Here is a 20,413-nt window from a genome sequence, read left to right as displayed (position 1 = left end):
CGAATAAGCGGCTCCGCCGATCGGTCGCCTCGCTGATACTCGCGAAGGCGTGCGAAAAGCAGGGCCGATCGACCGAAAGCGGCTCTTCAGAGCGGTCTCAGGCGGTTTCGCCCTGCTTTTGGCACGCGCAACGGGGCAGACGCGGTCCCGGTCGCCCCGTGAGGAGCGAAGCGACGAGACGAGATGCTCTCACGGCTCCGCGCGTTTCGTCTCGCTCCGCTCGCGGGGCGACCGTATCTATCTGCCGAACTTCTATGCTGAGAGTCCACGCGTAGAGAGGCTCGGCCATGTCAGACCCCTCCGTGCCGCCACCGGTGCCCCCGCCGCCTGCGGTACCTCCGCCGTTTGCCGCGCCGCCGCCGGTTGGCGCACCGTTGCCCTCAGCCGCGCCGCCGGCAGCCGCACCGTTGCCCTCGGCCGCACCGTTGCTGTCAGCCGCGCCGCCGTTTGCTCCGCCGAGCACCGCACCCGCCGCTGCGCCGTCGGTCGCTCCGCTGCCCGTGGCCGCACCGGCCGAGCCCCCCGCCGCACCACCGGCCGCCGCCGAACCGCCGGCTCCGCCACGCCGCCGCTCACGCGGGGGCACGGTGGCGATCGTGCTGCTGAGCCTGGCGCTGGCGGGGGCGATCGCGGCATCCATCTGGGTCTTTCTGCAGTTGCAGCAGGCCAACACGACCATCCACGATCGCGAGAGCGAGATCGAGCAGCAGCAGAAGGAGCTCGACGAACAGCGCGACCTCATCGACCGCAAAGACGCGTTCGGTGCGGCGATGGAGGGGCTGCTGGCCGAGACGGCGGCGTACGAGGGCGTGCCGCTGCCGTCGCTCGTGCCGTGGGACAGCTACGACTCGTTCGCGTGGCAGGCCTGGTCGCAGCGATGGGATGCCGACGGCCTCGATGAGACGACGGCATCCGTCATCGCGGCGCGCGATCACCTCGCCGCGCAGCGCGAGGCCGCGCAGGCCCGGGTCGCGTCGGGCGCGACGGGCGGGGTCTACGACCGGGTGATCGATGAGCTCGGCTACGGGTACGTGACGTGGCAGCTCGACGACGCCGACGCGCTCTGCCAGAACGACGTGCTGGCGTGCGTGCGCGGCGACGATCCGCTGGTCGTGCACATCGACGCCACCGACGACACCCTGCCCTACATGACCGACTGGATTCGCACCGGGATCGCGTACCACGAGTTCGCGCACGTGCTGCAGTACGCCGATCCGGTCGCGGCCGAGGAGGCGGCGGTCGTCTTCGGCGGCGACTGGGAGACGATGGCCGACTGCTTCGCCCTCACCTACCTCGACGGCTGGACGCTCGACCACCGTGTCTGGGTGAGCGACTACGAGTACTGGGACGTGAACGTCGGGTACGGCTACGCGTGCGACGACTCTCAGAAGCAGACGATCCGCGACTGGCGCGATAGCCTCGCCATCCACCAGCGCCGGCTCGGCCCGGGCGTCGACGGCTGACGTCGGGTTCAGCGCGGGAAGAGCCCGCCGAGCAGGATCCCGAGCGCGGCGGCGACGACGCACACGACGAGCGTGCCGAGCAGGTTCAGCCACGCCCACTCGCGGCGGCCACGCTGCGCGAGCAGCACCGTCTCGGCCGAGACCGTGCTGAACGTCGTGAAGCCGCCGAGCATCCCGACGCCGAGAATCGCCAGCCACTCCGGCGCGACCGTCGTGCCGAACCCGGTCAGCAGGCCGAGGAGGAACGACCCGGTCGCGTTCACGACGAGGATGCCCAGGGGAAACGCCCCGCGCCTCCCCTTCATGACGAATCCGTCGAGCAGATAGCGCCCGCCCGCGCCCAGCCCGCCGGCCACGACGAGGAGGGTCCACTCGAGCGGGCTCACTCGGCATCCTCCGCGGGTTCGACCTCGCCCTGCCGGCCGGTGAACCGTCGCCCGATGCCGAGCCCGATCGCCGCGCACAGCACCCCGCCGAACAGCGACGCCGCGATGAGCGCGAGGCCGACGAACGGCGACGCGGTCGAGACCGTCACGACGTGCACGGCGAACGCGCTGTACGTCGTGAAGCCGCCCATCATTCCCGTGCCGAGGAAGGTGCGCGCGAGCGGATGCCGGTCGTCCAGCCACCCGACGATCACCCCCAGCGCCAGCGACCCGAGCAGGTTGATGCCGACGGTCGTCGCCGGGACCACCAGCGGATGCGGGTCGGTGGCCAGCGGAAGCGTGATCGCGGCGCGGGCCGCGACGCCGGCCGCGCCGCCCAGGAACACCAGGACGAGTGCACCCGGGCTGAACCACCGCGCACGTGTCACGACGGCAGGTTAGTGCACGCCGCGCTCCGCCCGGTCCGCGAACCGCTGCGTTCCCCCCGAGCCGCCGGGTTTCGCGCGGTCGCACCAGGGCGGCTCGGGCGGAAGCCTCCCGGCCGGAGGCCGGCGAGCGCGTCGCGCACGAGTAGTGCCCCGCGAAACCTCACAGATGTCCGCTTCGTGCGGCCCTGTTGCGGCGTGTCGCATACATCTGCGAGGTCTCGCGAAACCTCGCGAATGTCCGTCTCGGCACGGCGTGTCGCGGCGTGTCGCGGACATTTGTGAGGTTTCGCGGGGAGGGGAGGGGCGAGAGGGGAAGGGAGAGGAGAGGGGAAGGGAGAGGAGAGGGGAAGGGAGAGGAGAGGGGAAGGGAGAGGAGAGGGGAAGGGAGAGGAGAGGGGCGCACTCGCGATATATCGTGTTATGGTGGTGGAACGCGATATATCTTGAGTCGCGGCATCCATCGCAAGGCACAGGCCGGGAGAAGAACAATGACCCTCGAGAAATGGCTCATCAAGCCGGGCGAGACCCGCGTGATCGACCTCGAAGACATCCGCAAGCTCAAGATCGGGCTCATCGGCGGCCAGATCGACGTCGTCGCGCACGACGAGCCGGGCGTGCGCATCGAGGTGCACGCCGTCACCATCAAAGACCTGCGCATCGAAGCCTCCGGCGACGTCGTGGAGATCGACCACCCGCAGCTGCGCTGGGACAACTTCCTCGAAGTGTTCCGCAACTTCGGCACCGCCGGCCCGAAGGCCGAGATCAGCGTCGCCGTCCCACGCGGCATCGCCCTCACCCTCGGCGTGGTCAGCGCGAGCGCGCTCGTATCGGGCCTCGTCAGCGGCGCCCGCCTGAACACCGTCTCGGGCGACATCATCGTCGACGGTCTCGCCGGCGACCTGACCGTCAACGCCGTCTCGGGCGACGTGCAGATGCGCGGCCTCGACGGCACGTTCAGCGCCAACTCGGTCTCGGGCGAGGTCGCTGCGACCGGCAGCATCCGGAAGGCGACGATCGACACCGTCTCGGGCGCCATGCTCGTCGACTCGGCCGGGCGGGTGGATGCCGTCAGCCTCAACACCGTCTCGGGCGATGCGACCGTGCGCATCGACGAGGGCCACCCCGCCAACTACGTGCTGCGCAGCGTCAGCGGGCGCATCATGGTCGACGGCGTCAAGCGGTCACAGTCGGGTCCGTCCGCCTACGTCGACTCGTTCGGCGAGCTCAGCGGCAGCTTCGTCGACGTGCGCGCCAACTCGGTCTCGGGCGACATCACGGTGCTGCGCCGCGCGGCTGCTGCGGCATCCGAGGAGTTCTGACATGGCCCCCGTCTTCTCACACGGCGACCTGCGCCTGTACCTGCTGAACCTGCTCGACGAGTCGCCGCGCCACGGCTACGACCTCATGCAGGCCCTGTCCGACCGCACCGGCGGCACCTATACGCCCAGCGCCGGCACGATCTACCCGCGTCTGGCGAAGCTCGAAGAAGAGGGGCTCGTCACCAAGGTCGTCGACGGTCGCAAGACGATCTACGAGATCACGGATGCCGGCCGAGGCGAAGTCCGTGACCGCGCCGGCGACCTGGAGGGCATCGAGGCGGGCCTCGCCGACAGCATCCGGCTCATCGCCGACGAGGTGCGCGGCAGCGTGCGCGAGGCGATGAAGAGCCTGCGCGCAGACCTCGCCGCGTCGGCGCGCGCCGACCGCGACTCGGCCGACGTGCCGGGTTCGTCGAACGCCACGACGGGATACGACGACGCCCGGGCGCTCGCCCGCGAGCAGCTGCGGCGGGCCGAGGCGCTGGTGTCGGAGTTTCGCGGCAACATCCGGGCCGACCTGCGCACGCACCTCGCCCACGGCGGAAACCTGGCGGCATCCGTCGTCGACGACCTCGGCCGCGCCCTCGACGAGGCCTCGGCCGCGCTCACCCGGGCTCTCCGCGGCTGAGCCGTTTCGTCTCGCGGCGACGCCGCTCGCTCAACGACCGGTGGCCGATCCCGGTCGTTGAGCGAGCGCAGCGAGACGAAAAAGCGCAACCCCGACCAGTGGACCGGACTGCGCTTAGCCCTCGGGGCCCTCGGGCCAGAGGGGCTCGTCGTCGGCGGCGGGCTCCTGCAGAGGGACGACGAGGATCGGCCGCGACTGGCGGTGCGCCAGTCGCGCCGCCACCGACCCGGTGAAGAACTCCCGGATCGACTCGCCGAACCCGCGCCGGCGCGTGCCGACGACGATGAGCTGGGCCTGCGCCTGCTGGGCGAGCTGCTTGATCGCGATCGCCGGGTCGCCCACGAGCTGCCGCACCGACCACGCGACGCCGCTGCCCGCGAGGGCGGCTTCGGCGGCATCCGTCACGACCTTCAGCTGGGCCTCGCCGATCGCGATGTCGATGTCGATCGGCGCGGAATGGACGTAGCCGTCGGGGTCTTCGTACGTCACGAAACGGGAGACGTCGACGTGCGTCACGATCAGCGGGGCGCCGAACAGCTTCGCGTAGCGCGCGGCCTCTCTGAGCACACGCGCCGGCTGATCGGGGACCACCCCGACGATCACCGCGTGCTGCGGAACGGGTACATCGTGGTCGTCGGCCATGGCATCCTCCCGGTCGCGGGTCACGGACCCGGCGGGGCGGCGTTACCGCGAGGCCATGAGGGCACCGTGATATCCTGAATGCTACTCTTCCCGGCTTCGGGCCGGATCGTGAATGCATCGTGAATGCACCGGGTTGGCGCTCAGGCACTGCGCCCGCCCGTGACTCAGAAATGAGGGGGTCTCGCATGGGGCGTGGCCGTCAGAAGGCGAAGCACACCAAGATCGCTCGCGAACTCAAGTACGACACGTACAACGTGAACTACTCCGCGCTCGAGAAGGAACTCGGACACCACGAAGAAGACGAGTACGTCGACAAGTGGGCCGATCAGTACGCCGACGAAGACGAGGACGAACTCGAAACGGCCTAACCGTTCGATCGTCCACGCGCTCAGGTCCGCCTGAGCGCGTTTCGCGTGGCCGGATGCCGGCTCACCACGCGCCGCGCCGGCGCTCCCACTCGTCTTCGACGGTGCGGGGGTGGGCGACGACGATGGCGGGCGCGATCGCGGCGGCGACGACGACGAGCAGCACGACCAGCGGGATCGTCCACGACCCGGTGAGGTCGTGCACGACCCCGATGCCCACCGGGAACACCGCCACCACGGCGTAGCCGACACTCTGCACGAAGCCGCTCAGCGCGACGGCGCCCTCGTGCGTACGCGCCCGGATGCCGAGGAGCACCAGACTCAGCGGGAACAGCGACCCCGACAGCCCGAACACGCCGACCCAGAGCCAGGGCGCCACGGTGGGCGCGAACAGCAGACCGCCGAGGCCGATGAAGCCGCACGTGATCGCGACGGCGAACACCGCGCGCACGGCGCCGAAGCGCACCACGATCAGCGGCACCAGCATCGAGCCGGGGAGGGAGAGGATCGCGAACAGCGACAGCATCCCGCCCGCCTCGGCGGCCGAGACCCCGGCCACGTCGGTGAGGATGACCGGCAGCCACGCGAACGACGTGTAGGCGAGGACGCCCGACACGGCGAAGCCGATCATGAGCATCCACGCCAGCGGGATGCGCCACATCCGGCCGAGGGCGCCCGCGTCGGTCTCTTCGACCTCGACCGGCGCGGCGGCGCGCTCGCGCACGGCCATGACGACCCACGGCACGATCGCCGCCACGGCGAACACCGCCCACAGGCTCAGCGAGAACCTCCAGCCCGCGGCGTCGGCGATCGGCACGGCGAACAGCGGCGGCAGGAACGTCGCGACGGCCATCGTCGTCGAGTAGAGGGTCATCATGAGCCCGAGCCGGTCGGGGAAGTACTTCTTCACGAGCGGCGGCAGCAGGATGTTGCCGGTGCCGACCGCCGCGAACACGAGGGCCGTCGCCAGCAGCAGCACGAGGGCGTCGGGGGCCAGGCTCCGCGTCAGCAACCCGATCGCGATGACGACCATCGACAGGGTGGCGAGGCGCTCCAGCCCGAAACGGCGCTCGAGCGCGGGCGTGACGATACCGAACACGGCGTAGCACAACGGCGGCGCCGTGCCGATGAGCCCGAGCACGACCGACGACACCGGGAAGTCACGGGCGATGTGGCCGATCAGCGGCGACAGCGACGCGACCGCCGAGCGCAGCGAGAAGGCCACCAGGATGACGCCCACCAGCGCCAGGGCGCGCCCGTGCCACAGCGGGCGGGATGCGGGCGTGCTCACTGGATCAGCCTAGGCCCGCCCCGCGGGCACGCGGCTCGCGCCGCGACCGCCGCGTCGTCGCCGTCGTGTCGTCGCGCCGTCGTGTCGTCGCGCTGTCGTGTCGTCGCGCTGTCGTGTCGTCGACCCGGCCCCTTACGGGCGACCCTGCCGCTTGCGAACGGTTCGTATCCGGCCTGCTCGTGCCCAACCGGCAGGTTCGACGAGACAGGCGGGGCGGGCAGGACGGGCGGGCGGGACGGGCGGGCGGGTGGGGACGGGCGGGTGGGGACGGGCGGACGGGACAAGCGGACGGGCGGGGACGGACAGCCGGAGGCGGGCAGGACGGGCGACGCCGCCGACCGGGGTTTCCACGCGCGCCTCGCGGCGCTCGCTCAACCTTGAGCCGCGGCCGCATCAACGCCGTCGCGCTGTCGACCCGACCCCTTACGGTCGACCCTGCCGCTTGCGAACGGTTCATATCCGGCCTGGTCGTGCCCAACCGGCAGGTTCGACGAGACAGGCGGGGCGGGCGGGCGGGGACGGACAGCCGGAGGCGGGCAGGACGGGCGACGCCGCCGACCGGGGTTTCCACGCGCGCCTCGCGGCGCTCGCTCAACCTTGAGCCGCGGCCGCATCAACGCCGCTGCGCGGCATTGACCCGGCCCGGCTCAACTCTCCTGATGGCCCTCGACCCAGGCGAGGTACTCCTCCGACACCGTCCCGGTGACGTAGCGGCCGTCGAAGCAGCTCATGTCGAGGTCTTCGACGTCGGGCGAGCTCTCCAGGATCGCGGCCTTCAGGTCGGCGATCTCCTGGTAGACCATGTAGTCGGCGCCGAGCTCCTTCGCGATCTCGGGGATGGTGCGTCCGTGGGCGACCAGCTCGTGCCGCGACGGCATGTTGATGCCGTACACGTGCGGATACCGCACGGGAGGCGCGGCGGAGGCGAAGGTGACCGAGAGGGCGCCGGCATCCCGCGCCATCTGGATGATCTCCTTCGAGGTCGTCCCCCGCACGATCGAGTCGTCGATGAGCAGCACGTTCTTGCCCTTGAACTCGCTCGACATGGCGTTGAGCTTCTGTCGCACGCTCTTCTTGCGCACGGCCTGCCCCGGCATGATGAAGGTGCGGCCGACGTAGCGGTTCTTGTAGAAGCCCTCGCGGTATTCCAGGCCGAGCTTGCGCGCCACCTGCATCGCCGCCGGCCGTGACGAGTCGGGAATCGGCATCACGACATCGATGGCCCCCTGCGGCGTGTACTTCGCGATCGTGTCGGCGAGGCGCTCGCCCAGGCGCAGCCGCGCCTCGTACACCGAGATGCCGTTCATGACCGAGTCGGGCCGGGCGAGGTACACGTACTCGAACGAGCACGGGATCAGCTGCGGATGCGCGGCGCACTGGCGCGTGTGCAGCCTGCCGGCGAGGTCGATGAACACGGCTTCGCCGGGTTCGACGTCGCGCACGACCTCGAAGCCGCCGTTTTCCAGCACCAACGACTCGGAGGCGACGATCCACTCGTAGCCGCCGGTGCGCTCGCCCGCGGGAGACAGCACCGGCCGCGTCCCGAGAATGAGAGGACGGATGCCGAAGGGGTCGCGGAACGCGAGCAGTCCGTAGCCGGCGATCAGGGCGATCGCGGCGTACGAGCCCTCGACGCGCTCGTGCACGCGGGTGACCGCCTGGAAGACCTGCTCGGGGTCGAGTTCGGGCCCTGAGATCGATGCCTGCAGCTCGCTCCCGAGCACGTTGACGAGCAGTTCGGTGTCGGAGCTGGTGTTCAGGTGCCGGCGGTCGGTGTGGAAGAGCTCGTCGGTCAGCTCGCGCGTGTTGGTGAGGTTGCCGTTGTGCACGAGCACGATGCCGTACGGCGCGTTGACGTAGAAGGGCTGCGCCTCTTCTTCGCTGGACGCCGTGCCCTTCGTCGCGTAGCGGACGTGCCCCAGCCCGATGTTGCCCAGGAGCGCCCGCATGTCGCGCGTGCGGAACGCCTCGCGCACCTGCCCCTTCGCCTTGAACAGGTGGAAGACGCCGTTGGGCTCGGCGGTCGCGATGCCGGTGGAATCCTGCCCGCGGTGCTGCAGCAGGAGGAGGGAGTCGTAGATCTCCTGGTTGACGGGCCCTGACCGACGACGCCGACGATTCCGCACATGAGGTGTTGCTTATTCCGTTTCTGCGTAGGTGCCCACGAGGCGCACGGCCCCGCCGTCGACGCCCTTGGCGCCCTGCACGAATTCGCCGGCCGGCCGCGTGCCGCCGCCGACGACGCCGACCTGCCAGGTCGCGATGCCCGATGCGGCGAGAACGGATGCCGCCTCCGCCGCCCGCTCGGCCGCGACGACGGCGAAGAAGCCGATGCCGAGGTTCCAGGTGCCCTCGGTCTGCTCCAGCTCGAGCGACCCGATGTCGGCGAGCACCCGGAACACGGGAGCCGGCGACCAGGTGGAGCGGTCGACCTCGACCCACGCGCCCGGCGGCAGCACGCGCGCGAGGTTGGCGGCGATGCCGCCGCCGGTGACGTGGCTGAGGGCGTGCACGGCGCTGTGCGCGCCCTCGCGCACAGCGTCGATCAGGCCCAGCAGCGGCAGGGTGTACAGGCGGGTGGGCTCGAGCAGCTCCTCGCCCCAGGTGCGGCCGAAGTCGGCGGCGTGCGCCGCGTAGTTCAGGCCGGCGCCGGCGACGATGTGGCGGATGAGGGAGTAGCCGTTGGAGTGCGGCCCGCTGGATGCCAGCGCCAGCACGACGTCGCCCGGCTGCACGCGGTCGGCGCCGAGCACGGCATCCGCCTCGACGACGCCGGTGGCCGCGCCCGCGACGTCGTAGTCGTTGATGCCGAGCAGGCCCGGGTGCTCGGCGGTCTCGCCGCCGACGAGGGCGGTGCCGGTCAGTTCGCACCCGGTCGCGATGCCGCGGACGATGTCGGCGATGCGCTCGGGGAACACCTTGCCGCACGCGATGTAGTCGGTCATGAACAGCGGCCTGGCGCCCACCACGACGATGTCGTCGACGACCATGCCGACGAGATCCTGCCCGATCGTGTCGTGCACGTCGAGAGCCTGCGCGATGGCGACCTTCGTGCCCACGCCGTCGGTGCTGGTGGCCAGCAGCGGCTTGGCGTAACGGGTCAGCGCCGAGGCGTCGAACAGGCCGGCGAAGCCGCCGACGCCGCCGAGCACCTCGGGCCCGTGGGTGCGTCGGACGGCCGACTTCATCAGTTCGACGGCGAGGTCTCCCGCCGCGGTGTCGACGCCGGCTTGGGTGTAGGGATCGGGTCGGGCTTCAGCCACGGCACCAGCCTACCCGTCGCGCACGGGGCTCACGCCCGCCCCGAGCGGGCGCGGGTTCTCTAGGATGGGCGCCATGGCAGCCGAGAAGCCGGAGTGGGTCGTGCGCGAAGACGCCGGCCTGCCCGTGCTCGTGGCGCTGTACCTGCGACAGGTGCTCGGCATCCGTGGTCCCGAGGTGCTGCCGCACCTGCGCCAGGTCGCGTCGGCGCCCGCCGAGGCGCCCGCGTCGCTCGGCGCGCAGTGGGACGACTACTGGGGCATGACGGTCGAGCCGCAGCTGCATCCGTCGGGGGTGCCGCTCGACCTGGTCGACGGCTTCGAGACGATCGTGGCGCTGCCGGTCGAGGGATGCGACGAGCTGCGTGCCGCGATTGCGCCGCACGCGAAGGATGCCGTGGCCTTCGCCCGCGCGGCGCACGCGCGCTACCGGGCCGGACTCGGAACCGGGGCGTCGTACCGCGCGTACGCGAGCGCGATCGCCGAGCACGAGCGGTCGGTCGGGCGCCGCGCGCACTCGTTCGAGTTGAACGTGCAGGTGCTGCCGCTCGCGCAGCGCGGCGTGTGGTGGATCGGCACGCTCACCGTCGCGGTGACCGACAGCCTGCGCAGCGACATCGCGGGCTTCGACTCCGCGATCGCCCCGTTCATCGCCGAGCTGGCCTGACGAGCCGGGTGGCCGGGTGACCCCCCGGCATCCGCCGCGTGAATCCGCGCGCGAAAACAGGAGATCACGCCAGAACAGGACGTGGGAACGTGCACACGTCCGGTTTTCGTGATTTCTCCGGTTTTCGCGACGGGCCGGCGGCCCACTCAACGGGCCGCCGCGGATGCCGCGGGCTACTCGGCCGGGTCGGTGACCCGCTCGTGGTCGACGAGGACGTTGCGCGCGCGGCGCGCCAGCATCCGGTCGGCGACGAGCGCCACCCCGCCGCCGAGGGCGAGTCCCACCGGGATGCAGACGAGGCACACGAAGCCGAACACCTGCGACGTGGAGTACTCGACGCCCGTGGTGGCGCTCGGCTCGGCCGTGCCGTCGAACAGGAAGGTCAGCAGCACGGCGACGAGGATGCCGAGGCCTGCGCCCACGAGCAGGAACGCCGCGTAGCGCGGGCTGCGGCGCAGCCGCGCCGTCTCGATGCGGTGCTCGGCGGTCATGCCTCCATTGTCCCACCGCGCGGGAACACCCGCCGCCACGCCCGTACGTTTTCGGACGGATGCCGCGGCTCACTCCGCGCGCACCGTCTCCTCCAGCCGCGCGTACGAGGCCTCCATGCCGTCGGTCATGCCGGTCGCGAGGATCGTGTCGCGCAGCTCGACGGACGGATACTCGATGAGGATCGTCAGCAGGGTCGCGCCGTCCTCTTCATACAGCTGCAGGTCGTTGAGGGTACCGGGGCCTTCCCCGCCGATCATCCGTTCGGTCGTGACCGCCCGGTGGGGCGGCTCGCTGACCAGCGTCTCGCCCTCGAAGCCGAAGCGCGTGGTCTCGTCGTCGCCGCGCTGCCACACGTAGCGGGAGGCGTCGCCGACCTCGCACTCGACCAGCTGCCAGCCGTCGGGGCCGAGCAGCCACTTCTTCAGAAGTTCGGGCTCGTGGTGCGCGCGCCACACGAGGTTGCGCGGGCCGTCGATGAGCCGGGTGATGCGCACGTAGGTGTCGTCGAGGATCTCGGTGCGCGTGCCCTTTCCCTGCGCGTACGCGCGCAGCTCCTGCAGCACGGTGTCGAGCTGGTCGATCGCCATCCGCATCCCCTCGGCCTGGCCCATGGCGAGCACCTGCTCGAGCGCCTCCGCCGTGGGCGATTCCGACACCGCCGTGAAGCGGGATCCCTCCGGAGTGCCCTCGAAGATCAGGCTCATCCGTCCGGTCGGGATGGAGGTGTCGACCTCACCCTGCGCGTCGGCGAACGAGTCGCGCACGACGATGCGATGCGGCTCTTCGACCTCGACGACGTCCCACCGGGCGTGGAACCGCTCGCCCTGGGGGCTCGTCATCCAGTAGTGGCAGACGCCGCCGGGGCGCAGGTCGTAGGTGTCGAACGTCGCCGGGTATCCGGGCGGACCCCAGAAGCGCTCGAGCTGACGCGGGTCGGCAAACGCCTTCCACAGGCGCTCGACCGGCACCGGGAAGTCGGCGACGAGGGTCATCGTGAGCGCCTCGGGGTCGGTGGTGACGGAGGTCACGGGCATCGCTTCTTCTCCTTCAGTCGGCGTGTCGGGCGTTCGGTGTGTCGGCCGCCGAGCTCGGGTCGGTCCCCGAGCTCGGCGAGGGATCGTCGGCAAACAGCGCATCGAGCCGGTCGATGCGGGCGCGCCAGAGTTCTTCGTAGCGGGCGAGCAGGGCGCGGGCGCGGGCGATCATCTCCGGGTCCGCCCGGACGAGGCGTTCGCGCCCCTCAGCGCGCTTGACGATGAGGCCGGCGGCTTCGAGCACGGCGACGTGCTTCTGCACCGCCGCAAACGACATGTCGTAGTCGGCGGCGAGTGCCGACACCGACTGCTCGCGCTCGATCGTGCGGCGCAAGATGTCGCGCCGCGTCGCCGCCGCGAGGGCGTGGAAGACGCGGTCGACCTCCTCGTCGCTCAACTCCATTTGTACAACCATTTGGTTGTGCGCTACGGCGATGGATGCCGTGTGTCACCCATGAATCACCGCTGCGGTGAGAGCGTCTGCACCCGGGCCGTGTCCGCGCTGCGGGAACGCCCTGCCCATCCGAGCAGCCAGATCGCGAGCACCACCTCGCCCACGAAGAGAACCTCCCCCAGCGTGAGCGGCGCGGACGGAGAGATCGCCATGCTGACGGCGTCGATCGCATAGCCCGCGCCCGAGATCAGTACGAGCACGCCCACGAGGGTCGGCAGTGCGGTCGCCCGGATGATCGCCACTCCGACCAGGATGAGGTGCAGGCCGAAGATCAGGAGCGCGGCCTCCCAGATGGCGTGGAATCGATCGACGTCGGCGGGTTCGAAGAGGAATCCCGCCGCGACCGCGAACGCCGCGGCGTACACCACGCGCGTGGCGACAGCGCACTGGGCGGATGCTCGAGCTCGCGGCGTTCTACGTCGAAGCGCCGTCGCACACGTTCGGCGACTCCTTCGAAGTGGGCTTGGACCTCGTGATCGGCGGCCTGGGCCGGCTCGTCGGGACGGACGATCCGACGAGTGAGCCCTGACGCCGCTCTGCAAAATCTCCCTCACGTACTCTGCAATCTCTCCCCTTGAACCGCTGCAGATTGTCGACGCCGTAGATCACGATCCCCGTAATTCCGCGGTTGTGGCCCGACGGCCCGCGCGAATTGCCTGAGTTACGCGGCGGCATCCGTGCGGAGCGCCGCGCGCACCTCCTCGATGGCCGCGTGCGTGCCCGCGAGGGATGCCCCGGCTCACACCCGCGACGCGCAGCCGACGCACATCGTCGCCATGGGCCGCACCTCCAGGCGCGCGGGCGCGATCGGCTCGCCGCAGGCGATGCACGTGCCGTAGGTGCCGGCATCCACCCGCGCGAGCGCTGCCGCGACCTCCGCACGCTCGGCGCGCACCGACCGGCGCAGCGCCTCGAGCCGCTGCCACTCGCCCGACAGCGTCGATCCCTCGGGGTCGTGCTCGTCGTCGGCGGTGGCGTCGGCGCGGTCGGCGCGGACGGCATCCTCGTCGGCGTCGAGGCGCGCCAGCAGGGTGTCGAGCTCGTCCGCGCACGCCCGCAACGCGGCGACGTCGTCGAGCCCGGTCATGGCCCGATCCGAGGCCGGATGCGCGGCGCCGTCAGCCCCGATACCCGATCAGCCAGGTCACCCCGAAGCGGTCGCGCACCTGGCCGTCGTGATCGCCCCACGGCTTGAGCGCGAGCGGGTCGAGGACGTCGCCCGCATCCGCGAGGGCGGCGAACCAGCGCTCGAGCTCGGCCGGCTCGGCGGTGCCGAGGAGCGAGAACAGCACGCCCTCCAGCTGCAGGGTTGCCTCGCCGGGCGCCGCGTCGGCGGCGAACAGTTCGACGGGACCCTGCAGCATGCCGTGTGCGATGCGGTCGCCGGGTCCGTCGGCGCGCCCGAAGTCGGCGTATGTGTGGAGGACGAGCTCGCCGCCGAAGACGTCGCGGTAGCAGGTGAGCGCGGCGCGTGCCGTCCCATCGAAATGCAGGTAGGGCGTGAGGCCGGTCATGTGTCGAGCCTAGGATGCCGCGGGCGCCGCGGCGACTGCGCTGAGCCGCACGGCGGCTGTGACGTCAGCGGTGCGGGCGGCATCCGGCACCGCTGCGAGCCCTACTGCTGCGAGCCCTGCGCCGATCCCGTGACGGTGACGCCTTCGCTGCCGATGACGCACGAGACGAGGCGGTCGTCGATGTTCGTCCAGCTTTCCTCGGTCGGCGAGATGTAGGTGTAGTCCAGCGTGGAGTCGTCGTAAGCACGGCCGACAAACGTCTCGAATGCCGCGTCGCACCGCTCCCACGTGATGTCGGCGACCTGGTCGTCGTCGGGGTACTCGCCGTCGGGGAGCTCGAAGTCGTAGAACACTTCGTAGACGTGCGCCTGATCGCACGGGACGGCTGTGACGGAGGAGAGGACGTCGTCGTCCGAGAGGTCGCCGAAGCAGTCGCCGACGGCGAGCGAGAAGATGTCGAGGTCGCTGCCCTCGGTGGTCGTGTCGTCGTCGAGGTCGCTGCCATCGGGGGTCGCGCTGTCGTCGAGGCGCACGGCGCCGTCGAGGCTGTTTCCGAATGCGGAGCAGCCGGACAGGGCCAGCGACAGGCCGACGACGGATGCCGCCAGCGCCAGGGATCGACGACGGTTCACGAGATGCCCTTCAGTTGAGGAACGCTGTGCGGTCGCTATGAGCGACCACTCTGGCAGTATGCCAGTTCCCCGCACTCGGCGCCGGTCGGGCCGGCCGTCACCAGGGGAAGGGTCGCGTGTCGCGCTCGCCGTCGCGACCGATCTGCTCCAGGGTGCCGCCGCCGGCCCGGACGCAGATCCAGGTGAGTGGCCCGTCGCTGTCGGCCGCGGCGTGCCATGCGCGCCACGTGTCCTGCCCGACCCGCACGAGGGTGCCCGGGCCGACGTCGACGACGTCGTCGTCGAGCGCCATCTGGCCGGTGCCGGTGAGGAAGAGGTAGATCTCCTCGTGCGTCGCGTGCCGATGCCAGAACGGCGCGCTGCCCCCGGGGTCGAGCGAGTTGGCCGACAGGCCCAGGTACTGCAGCGGCAGGGCCGCCTCGGCGAAGCGCTTGCCCGGCGCCACTCCGTCGGCCTGCCCCCACGAGTCGATCGACCCGAGCTCGAGAACGTCGTAGGTGCTCATGATGGCGAGCGTAGTCCGGCATCCGCAGTCGCCGCGATCGCCGCGATCACGCCGCGGAGCATCTCGCCCGGTTCCTACGCTGCCCGGCTCCTACGCCGCCCGACTGCTCCGCCGCCCGGCTGCCGCCCGACTGCTCCGCCGCCCGGCTGCTGCCCCTACCGGTTCCTACGCCGCCCGGCTCCTGCCCGACTGCTCCGCCGCCCGGCTGCTGCCCCTGCCCGGCACCTACGCAGCCGCGGCTGGCGACGGCGCGGCGGCGGGCGACGGTGCGGCAGGCGACGCCACACCGGCAGGCGCGACTGGCGACGGCGCGACAGGCGACGCCACACCGGCAGGCGCGACTGGCGACGGCGCGGCAGGCGGCGCGGCCTCGGGCACGCCGGGCGCGGATCGCCAGCCCACCCGCGGCGGAGGCGGATCCCACATCCACCGCAACGCCGACTTCGATCGGAGCAAGATCGGCGCCTGCACCCCCGCCGCTGCCGGTGCGTGCAGAAGGAACTGTCCGTCGGACCCGGTCGTGATCCGCCAGCCCTGGTTGTGCAGGGTCAGATGGTGGTATCGGCACAGGAGGATCCCCTGGTCGCAGTCGGTCGTGCCACCGCGGGCCCATTCGACACAGTGGTGGGCTTCGCAGTACGAGGGTGGTCGCTCGCATCCGGGCCACATGCATCCGCCGTCCCGGAGGGCGAGCGCCAGTCTCTGGGCCGGAGTGAAGAGGCGTTCTTCGCGCCCGACGTCGAGGGGCCGTCCGCAGGTGTCGACGGTGACCGCGACGGCGCCGCCGACGCACAGCGCGCGCTCCAGGGTCGCGCCGTCGACGGTCGTGGCGCCGTCTTCGGTCCATCCGGTGGCGACGAGCCGGCCGAGCGCGTCACGGTGGGTGGACGCGCCCGTGACGGCGTCCGTCATCGCGACGAGCCGCACGCCCGGTTCGCGCGCACCGAACACGTCCTTCGCCTCGGCGAGCGCCCCCGCCCGCAGCAGGTCGGCGAGGAGGTCGTACGCGAGCTGCTCGTTGCTGCGCGGATCGGCGGCCAGCTCGTCGGCGGCGGCTCGCTCCTCGTCGGTGACGAACCGCGGACCGCCACGACGGGGGCGCAGGGCTGCGTCGAACACGTTCGCGAGCCATTCGCCCATCTCGTCGTCGAAGGTGATGGTGCCGCGCCGCTGCCCGGTGTCGTCGCGCCACATCCGGAACGTCCGCGCCGCGAATCGTGCGCGCAAACGCTCCTGGGCGCCGTCTTCGTCCAGCAGATCACGCAGGGTGCGGGCGTTGTCGCGAAGCTGCTCCACGGTCCAACGGGCGGCATCCCGTGCCAGCTCGTCGGCGGCGAGGCGCCACGCCTCGGCGAACCCCGCGGCGATGGTTGCGGCCTCCGCGGACGGATCGTCGACGGTCGCATCGCCGCCGCCACCGCCGTCGCCGTCATCGTCGCCGTCGCCGTCGCCGTCGCCGTGCGGAGGCTCGCCCAGACCGCTGAAGATCGCGTCGTACTGCGCCTGCGTCAATCGGCCCGCCAGAAGCGCGGTCTGCAAGGGTGCGAACCACGGCGTCTCCTTGGCCGTGGCATCCATCCCCGCACCGCTCTCGGACCCATCGACCCCGTCCGCGGCAGTCGGCACGCTGTCAACCAGCGACGTACCGACCTTGACGGCACGCGCAGCCTCGGCCTTGGTCGTGCCGGTGACGATGCGGATCATCTCGACGGGCGAGCGGAAACCGCCCTTCGCGGCCATGCCCTCGCCGCCGAGGTCGCGACGCGATCGCTGCGCGACGACGCCGGTCAGGACGGTCTGGAGCACCGTCAGCTCATGAATCGCCGAGGACACGTCGCCGAGGAGGTTGCCGACAGAGGCATCGCTGAGCGACGTGACGGAAACGGGCAGATCAGGGGTCGGAACGGCAAGCTCAGAGAACACCGCAAGCCGGCCGACGGCTTCGCGCATATCTCCGATGAAAGTCATATATACAGTGTGACATGACCCTCCGACATGGGAATGAAGATTCCCTCGAATTGTGGACAGATCTGTAAAATCGCCGCCTGTGCAGGAGGTTATGAAGAAGCCATCGGCATCCGCTCGCCGAACCCGGATGCCGCCGCCCACGCCCTGTCAACCCCCCTGTCTTCCGTCGCGTGCCGCACACTCGCCAGACAGCGTTCCCACGAAGAACAGAAGGAGCATCATGTCCGATACCGATCCCGACCCCCGTGGTGGCATGGAGTGGCCGCTCGACCACGCCGCCGACCGCGCCGCCGAAGCCGCAGAGACCGCCCGCGCCGCCGAAGCCGGCGACCGCGACGTCGACGGTGAGATCACGCGCGAGCCGACGACCACCGAGCTCACCGAGCCCAGCACCGAGAAGGATCCCGGCGAAGAGCCGAAGGCCCCCAACCCGGAACAGCCGACGGCTCCGCACCCCGACGTGCCGAGCCACGAGGCCGTCTGTATAGAAGCGTTCACCGACGACACCGAAGCAGCCGGGGCCGCGGATGCCGCCATCCCCGCCTCGACCCTCCCTTCTCCGCGGCTGATCGAGGACACCGCCGGGCACCCATACATGCTGTAGCCAAGGCGCGCTCTTCACGTCAAACACATCAACACATCAGAGGGACTGCCGTGCGGTCACGAACCCCGCTCCACCACGATCCAGCGTCCCGACTTGGTCGATCCTTCGCGTCGCAAGAGTCCGGATGCCTTCAGGGATTGCAACGTGCGGTCGATCGTACGGCTGCTCGTCCCGAGGACATCGGCCAGCTCGACCGCCGTGAGCGTCGGGTCGCCCAGGAGCACCGCGAGAACAGCAGCGTTTCTTCCGCCATTTCTTCCGCCATCCGTGACGGAAGAAATGCTCTGCAGCTCGTACTCGTGAAGCGAGCGCAAGATGATGTCGATCATGTAGGAGATGAACGAGGCGGCGTCGATCTCGGGCACACGCGAGCGTTGCAGTGCGCTGTAGTAGCCTTCCTGACTTCTGCGCACAAGTGTCTCGGTCGGGGTCCATGCGAACAGGGGACGCCACCTGCTGAGGATGAGCGTTTGCCAGAGCCTGCCGATGCGCCCGTTGCCGTCGCGGAAGGGATGGATGTGTTCGATGAGGAAATGCACGGCGCTGGAGACGATGATCGGGTGATCATCCGCCGAGGCAACCCATTCCAGTAGTTCCGAGACGAGGCGCGGCACCTTCTCGTGACGCGACCCCGTGTGCAAAACATCGCCCGCCGGCCCGACAACGTCGACGTCAACAGTCCGGAAGGCGCCCGCCTCCGAGATGAGACCCCTCGTCAAGAGCCCGTGCGCCCGAACGAAGTCGTCGACGTTCCACGGGTCGAGCGTCTCGAGCGCGTCATAAGCAGCGAACGCATTCTCGACCTCTTGGATGTCACGCTGTGGGCCGAACACTGCGCCGCCGCTTGCGATGCGACCGACGGCCGCCAAGCTCAGCGCATTCCCTTCGATCGCCGTCGATGAATGGACCGACCCGATGCGGTTCATGCGACGAAGTTCAAGGCCCCTCTCCGAGAGCGCCTCCAGCGCCGACACTCGCCCCAGCAGCTCGACGATCTGCTCGATCAGCGCGGGCCACTCTTCGCGGTGGGTGTAGAAGTCGGGGATCACACGGACGCCTCGCTCACGTCTCGATCTTCGCACTGCGCGGTCATGGCAAGCCCCCTCGAGATCGGCGCCGCAGTGTCTCTCACCGTAGTCGGGGGCGCGGACACACACGGCGGCCCCGGCATCCGACCCACTCAGGGATTCGGCAGGCGGCATCCGCAGCATGATCGAATGGATGCCGCGACAGAGCCGACCGACCGTCCCGTCCGTCGTCGAGCGGCGACCGTAGGGTTCGTGCTCGGCGCCATCGCCGTCTGCCTCACCGCCATCGGGCTCTTCCTGCTGATGGCGTTGATCGCCGTTTTCAGCGGACCGTTTGCCAGCGTCGATCGCACGCTCGGCCGCCGGATTCTCGCCGTGGGGACCATGGGCAGCAACGCCGTACAGTGCGCGGCGATTCTCCTGGTCGCGGCGCTGGTGTCGCTGGGCATCGTGTGGGCGGGGCGGCGCTGGGGGTCGCTGCGGTGGACGATCGTCGGGGCGTTCAGCACGGTCGTCATGCTCGGGGCGTTCGCGCTGCTGACATCGGTCATGTCCGAAGCGCGATGCAGATCGACATCCGCTACAGCCCGACCCTCCCGATCGAGCGCGCCGACTTCCACGACCGATCGACCATCGACGGCCTCATCCACATCAGCATGGTCGGGCGGTGCGCGATAGCACATCATCCGACACCTGCTACAGTTGTTGCAGTTAAAGCAGATGGGAGTCACCATGACCGACGTCCTGATTCGCGACGCGGATGCGTTACACCGTGCCCTCGACGGCGCCGGCGATGAGGTCGAGGTCAGTGTCTCCCGGCAGACCGCGGAGTGGCTAGCCCGCATCGTGGATGCGCGTTCGCGCGGCCAACGGGTCGTCGTCACACATGGTCATGCTGAGGTCACTCCCTCCGAGGCTGCGGCTCTTCTCGGTGTCTCGCGTCCGCAGGTTCGCAAGTTCATGGATGAGGGCAAGTTGGGCTTCCGCATGGTCGGCACCCACCATCGCATCCCGATCGAGTCGGTCGAGGCGTTCAAGGCATGGACGCGCGGGCGCCACCACAAAGGCATGGAGGAGCTGTCCCGGCTGCAGAACGAGCTGGGCCTGTTCGAGTGACCTCCGCCGAGCGCGAAGAGCGTCCGCCGATCCGCGTCGTCCTCGCGGATGCGAACGTGCTGTACTCCCGCATCCTCCGCGACTACCTCCTCTACGCCGCAATGGGCGAGCTGATTGAGATTCGCTGGAGCTCGGCCATCCTCGCCGAAGTCGTCGAGCACCTCAGCGAGAACATCGCGGGGTTCGATGCTGCGGCTGGCGAGCGGCTTCTGGCTGCCATGAACGGTGCCTTTCCAGAGGCTGAGGTCGAGCCTGGTAGCGATGCCGCCGCTGCCGTCGCAGACATCCCGCTGCCCGACGAAGACGACCGCCACGTGCTCGCCGCCGCAGTGTCTGTCGATGCCGACATACTCTGCACCGACACCCTCAAGGACTTCCCGGCCGACACGATGGGGGAGGTCGGCATCCGGCTCATATCAGCAGACGCTCTGCTGTCGTTGTTGTGCGCGGACTTCCCGCACGGGATGGTCGCCGCTCACCGGCTCGTGGTGTCGCGACTTCCCGGCGCGACAGACGACTCGACGTTCGCCACACTCCGTCGCGCCGGAGCACCGAACGCGGCCGACTCTCTGGCGAGCCTTCTCCGCGGCTGATGGCGGCCCCGGCATTCGATCCCT

General features: G+C 70.2%; 25 protein-coding genes and 1 pseudogene. 10 read left to right on the top strand and 16 right to left on the bottom strand.

Going from position 1 to position 20,413, the window contains the following annotated elements; genetic code table 11:
* The first annotated feature begins 587 nt into the window (after positions 1–587).
* Positions 588–1,463, top strand: a complete 876-nt coding sequence (locus QM720_RS06140) for a hypothetical protein (RefSeq protein WP_415125260.1) — start codon at positions 588–590, stop codon at positions 1,461–1,463.
* A gap of 8 nt (positions 1,464–1,471) precedes the next feature.
* Here QM720_RS06140 and crcB read toward each other — a convergent pair whose 3' ends face one another.
* Entirely contained in the window at positions 1,472–1,849 is a 378-nt protein-coding gene (crcB, locus tag QM720_RS06135) for a fluoride efflux transporter CrcB (protein ID WP_415125259.1), read from the bottom strand.
* Complete coding sequence (locus QM720_RS06130) at positions 1,846–2,277, bottom strand: fluoride efflux transporter FluC (protein WP_415125258.1); 432 nt, start codon at positions 2,275–2,277, stop codon at positions 1,846–1,848. The genes crcB and QM720_RS06130 overlap by 4 nt, the downstream gene beginning before the upstream one ends.
* 488 nt (positions 2,278–2,765) lie before the next feature.
* On the opposite strand from QM720_RS06130, the gene QM720_RS06125 reads away from it, so the two are divergent.
* Together QM720_RS06125 and QM720_RS06120 are read left to right on the top strand one after the other, a co-directional pair.
* The gene (locus QM720_RS06125) at positions 2,766–3,596 is read left to right on the top strand and encodes a DUF4097 family beta strand repeat-containing protein (protein WP_415125257.1); all 831 of its coding nucleotides are present in this window, start codon (positions 2,766–2,768) and stop codon (positions 3,594–3,596) included.
* Position 3,597: 1 nt separating this feature from the next.
* Complete coding sequence (locus QM720_RS06120) at positions 3,598–4,224, top strand: PadR family transcriptional regulator (protein WP_415125256.1); 627 nt, start codon at positions 3,598–3,600, stop codon at positions 4,222–4,224.
* 114 nt (positions 4,225–4,338) lie between these two features.
* Here QM720_RS06120 and QM720_RS06115 read toward each other — a convergent pair whose 3' ends face one another.
* Complete coding sequence (locus tag QM720_RS06115; RefSeq protein ID WP_415125255.1) at positions 4,339–4,866, bottom strand: universal stress protein; 528 nt, start codon at positions 4,864–4,866, stop codon at positions 4,339–4,341.
* A 185-nt stretch (positions 4,867–5,051) separates the two neighbouring features.
* On the opposite strand from QM720_RS06115, the gene QM720_RS06110 reads away from it, so the two are divergent.
* Positions 5,052–5,234 carry a DUF3073 domain-containing protein gene (locus QM720_RS06110; protein ID WP_415125254.1) on the top strand — a complete coding sequence of 61 codons (183 nt, stop codon included), beginning with the start codon at positions 5,052–5,054 and terminating at the stop codon, positions 5,232–5,234.
* A gap of 61 nt (positions 5,235–5,295) precedes the next feature.
* Here the strand turns inward: QM720_RS06110 and QM720_RS06105 are convergent, their stop codons facing one another.
* The 3 genes and pseudogenes from QM720_RS06105 to purM form a co-directional block, all read right to left on the bottom strand.
* On the bottom strand, positions 5,296–6,522 hold the full coding sequence (locus tag QM720_RS06105; protein ID WP_415125253.1) for a CynX/NimT family MFS transporter: 1,227 nt from the start codon (positions 6,520–6,522) through the stop codon (positions 5,296–5,298).
* 647 nt (positions 6,523–7,169) lie between these two features.
* Positions 7,170–8,650 (bottom strand): annotated as a pseudogene (gene purF / locus QM720_RS06100) (amidophosphoribosyltransferase).
* 10 nt (positions 8,651–8,660) lie between these two features.
* A complete protein-coding gene (gene purM, locus QM720_RS06095) occupies positions 8,661–9,785 on the bottom strand; it encodes a phosphoribosylformylglycinamidine cyclo-ligase (protein WP_415125252.1) in 1,125 nt (374 codons plus the stop codon).
* A 73-nt stretch (positions 9,786–9,858) separates the two neighbouring features.
* Here purM and QM720_RS06090 point away from each other — a divergent pair, with 73 nt between their 5' ends.
* A complete protein-coding gene (locus QM720_RS06090) occupies positions 9,859–10,449 on the top strand; it encodes a zinc-binding alcohol dehydrogenase (RefSeq protein WP_415125251.1) in 591 nt (196 codons plus the stop codon).
* 173 nt (positions 10,450–10,622) lie between these two features.
* Here the strand turns inward: QM720_RS06090 and QM720_RS06085 are convergent, their stop codons facing one another.
* The 4 genes from QM720_RS06085 to QM720_RS06070 form a co-directional block, all read right to left on the bottom strand.
* Positions 10,623–10,940 (bottom strand): potassium transporter Trk, encoded by a 318-nt coding sequence (locus QM720_RS06085; RefSeq protein ID WP_415125250.1) that lies wholly within the window; start codon positions 10,938–10,940, stop codon positions 10,623–10,625.
* Between the two features lie 69 nt (positions 10,941–11,009).
* A complete protein-coding gene (locus QM720_RS06080) occupies positions 11,010–11,975 on the bottom strand; it encodes an SRPBCC family protein (protein ID WP_415125249.1) in 966 nt (321 codons plus the stop codon).
* Between the two features lie 13 nt (positions 11,976–11,988).
* Positions 11,989–12,390: an ArsR/SmtB family transcription factor gene (locus tag QM720_RS06075; protein ID WP_415125248.1), complete on the bottom strand. Its 402-nt coding sequence runs from the start codon at positions 12,388–12,390 to the stop codon at positions 11,989–11,991.
* A gap of 44 nt (positions 12,391–12,434) precedes the next feature.
* The gene (locus tag QM720_RS06070) at positions 12,435–12,797 is read right to left on the bottom strand and encodes a DUF4386 family protein (RefSeq protein ID WP_415125247.1); all 363 of its coding nucleotides are present in this window, start codon (positions 12,795–12,797) and stop codon (positions 12,435–12,437) included.
* 26 nt (positions 12,798–12,823) lie between these two features.
* Between QM720_RS06070 and QM720_RS06065 the strand changes: the two genes are divergently transcribed.
* Entirely contained in the window at positions 12,824–12,958 is a 135-nt protein-coding gene (locus QM720_RS06065; protein ID WP_415125246.1) for a hypothetical protein, read from the top strand.
* Positions 12,959–13,168: 210 nt separating this feature from the next.
* Here the strand turns inward: QM720_RS06065 and QM720_RS06060 are convergent, their stop codons facing one another.
* From QM720_RS06060 to QM720_RS06040, 5 genes are all read right to left on the bottom strand, one after another.
* Positions 13,169–13,516, bottom strand: coding sequence for a TraR/DksA family transcriptional regulator (locus QM720_RS06060; RefSeq protein WP_415125245.1), 348 nt, complete (start codon positions 13,514–13,516; stop codon positions 13,169–13,171).
* A 31-nt stretch (positions 13,517–13,547) separates the two neighbouring features.
* Positions 13,548–13,943 (bottom strand): VOC family protein, encoded by a 396-nt coding sequence (locus QM720_RS06055; protein WP_415125244.1) that lies wholly within the window; start codon positions 13,941–13,943, stop codon positions 13,548–13,550.
* 101 nt (positions 13,944–14,044) lie between these two features.
* Positions 14,045–14,575: a septum formation family protein gene (locus QM720_RS06050; protein WP_415125243.1), complete on the bottom strand. Its 531-nt coding sequence runs from the start codon at positions 14,573–14,575 to the stop codon at positions 14,045–14,047.
* A 97-nt stretch (positions 14,576–14,672) separates the two neighbouring features.
* Positions 14,673–15,080 carry a cupin domain-containing protein gene (locus QM720_RS06045; RefSeq protein WP_415125242.1) on the bottom strand — a complete coding sequence of 136 codons (408 nt, stop codon included), beginning with the start codon at positions 15,078–15,080 and terminating at the stop codon, positions 14,673–14,675.
* 225 nt (positions 15,081–15,305) lie between these two features.
* On the bottom strand, positions 15,306–17,189 hold the full coding sequence (locus tag QM720_RS06040) for a DUF222 domain-containing protein (protein ID WP_415125241.1): 1,884 nt from the start codon (positions 17,187–17,189) through the stop codon (positions 15,306–15,308).
* A gap of 79 nt (positions 17,190–17,268) precedes the next feature.
* Here QM720_RS06040 and QM720_RS06035 point away from each other — a divergent pair, with 79 nt between their 5' ends.
* On the top strand, positions 17,269–17,652 hold the full coding sequence (locus tag QM720_RS06035; RefSeq protein ID WP_415125240.1) for a hypothetical protein: 384 nt from the start codon (positions 17,269–17,271) through the stop codon (positions 17,650–17,652).
* Positions 17,653–17,708: 56 nt separating this feature from the next.
* Here the strand turns inward: QM720_RS06035 and QM720_RS06030 are convergent, their stop codons facing one another.
* Positions 17,709–18,701: a Fic family protein gene (locus QM720_RS06030; protein ID WP_415125239.1), complete on the bottom strand. Its 993-nt coding sequence runs from the start codon at positions 18,699–18,701 to the stop codon at positions 17,709–17,711.
* A 231-nt stretch (positions 18,702–18,932) separates the two neighbouring features.
* Between QM720_RS06030 and QM720_RS06025 the strand changes: the two genes are divergently transcribed.
* The 3 genes from QM720_RS06025 to QM720_RS06015 are packed head-to-tail and all read left to right on the top strand — an operon-like array spanning position 18,933 to position 20,389.
* Complete coding sequence (locus tag QM720_RS06025) at positions 18,933–19,358, top strand: hypothetical protein (protein WP_415125238.1); 426 nt, start codon at positions 18,933–18,935, stop codon at positions 19,356–19,358.
* A 54-nt stretch (positions 19,359–19,412) separates the two neighbouring features.
* Positions 19,413–19,796: an excisionase family DNA-binding protein gene (locus tag QM720_RS06020; protein WP_415125237.1), complete on the top strand. Its 384-nt coding sequence runs from the start codon at positions 19,413–19,415 to the stop codon at positions 19,794–19,796.
* The gene (locus QM720_RS06015; protein ID WP_415125236.1) at positions 19,721–20,389 is read left to right on the top strand and encodes a PIN domain-containing protein; all 669 of its coding nucleotides are present in this window, start codon (positions 19,721–19,723) and stop codon (positions 20,387–20,389) included. The genes QM720_RS06020 and QM720_RS06015 overlap by 76 nt, the downstream gene beginning before the upstream one ends.
* Positions 20,390–20,413: the final 24 nt, after the last annotated feature.

The sequence above is a fragment of the Microbacterium sp. genome (assembly GCF_047602155.1).
Lineage (GTDB): Bacteria > Actinomycetota > Actinomycetes > Actinomycetales > Microbacteriaceae > Microbacterium.
Note: the sequence above shows the minus strand (reverse complement) of the source record. Positions and strands in the feature narration are given on the sequence as shown.

What these genes read in the sequence shown, in the direction of transcription:
- QM720_RS06125 (WP_415125257.1), top strand. Translation starts at nt 2,766, where the DNA reads ATGACCCTCGAGAAATGGCTCATCAAGCCGGGCGAGACCCGCGTGATC.
- QM720_RS06055 (WP_415125244.1), bottom strand. Translation starts at nt 13,943, where the DNA reads ATGACCGGCCTCACGCCCTACCTGCATTTCGATGGGACGGCACGCGCC.
- QM720_RS06060 (WP_415125245.1), bottom strand. Translation starts at nt 13,516, where the DNA reads ATGACCGGGCTCGACGACGTCGCCGCGTTGCGGGCGTGCGCGGACGAG.
- QM720_RS06115 (WP_415125255.1), bottom strand. Translation starts at nt 4,866, where the DNA reads ATGGCCGACGACCACGATGTACCCGTTCCGCAGCACGCGGTGATCGTC.
- QM720_RS06085 (WP_415125250.1), bottom strand. Translation starts at nt 10,940, where the DNA reads ATGACCGCCGAGCACCGCATCGAGACGGCGCGGCTGCGCCGCAGCCCG.
- QM720_RS06120 (WP_415125256.1), top strand. Translation starts at nt 3,598, where the DNA reads ATGGCCCCCGTCTTCTCACACGGCGACCTGCGCCTGTACCTGCTGAAC.
- QM720_RS06045 (WP_415125242.1), bottom strand. Translation starts at nt 15,080, where the DNA reads ATGAGCACCTACGACGTTCTCGAGCTCGGGTCGATCGACTCGTGGGGG.
- QM720_RS06075 (WP_415125248.1), bottom strand. Translation starts at nt 12,390, where the DNA reads ATGGTTGTACAAATGGAGTTGAGCGACGAGGAGGTCGACCGCGTCTTC.
- QM720_RS06110 (WP_415125254.1), top strand. Translation starts at nt 5,052, where the DNA reads ATGGGGCGTGGCCGTCAGAAGGCGAAGCACACCAAGATCGCTCGCGAA.
- QM720_RS06090 (WP_415125251.1), top strand. Translation starts at nt 9,859, where the DNA reads ATGGCAGCCGAGAAGCCGGAGTGGGTCGTGCGCGAAGACGCCGGCCTG.
- QM720_RS06035 (WP_415125240.1), top strand. Translation starts at nt 17,269, where the DNA reads ATGTCCGATACCGATCCCGACCCCCGTGGTGGCATGGAGTGGCCGCTC.
- QM720_RS06015 (WP_415125236.1), top strand. Translation starts at nt 19,721, where the DNA reads ATGGACGCGCGGGCGCCACCACAAAGGCATGGAGGAGCTGTCCCGGCT.
- QM720_RS06020 (WP_415125237.1), top strand. Translation starts at nt 19,413, where the DNA reads ATGACCGACGTCCTGATTCGCGACGCGGATGCGTTACACCGTGCCCTC.
- QM720_RS06080 (WP_415125249.1), bottom strand. Translation starts at nt 11,975, where the DNA reads ATGCCCGTGACCTCCGTCACCACCGACCCCGAGGCGCTCACGATGACC.
- QM720_RS06065 (WP_415125246.1), top strand. Translation starts at nt 12,824, where the DNA reads ATGCTCGAGCTCGCGGCGTTCTACGTCGAAGCGCCGTCGCACACGTTC.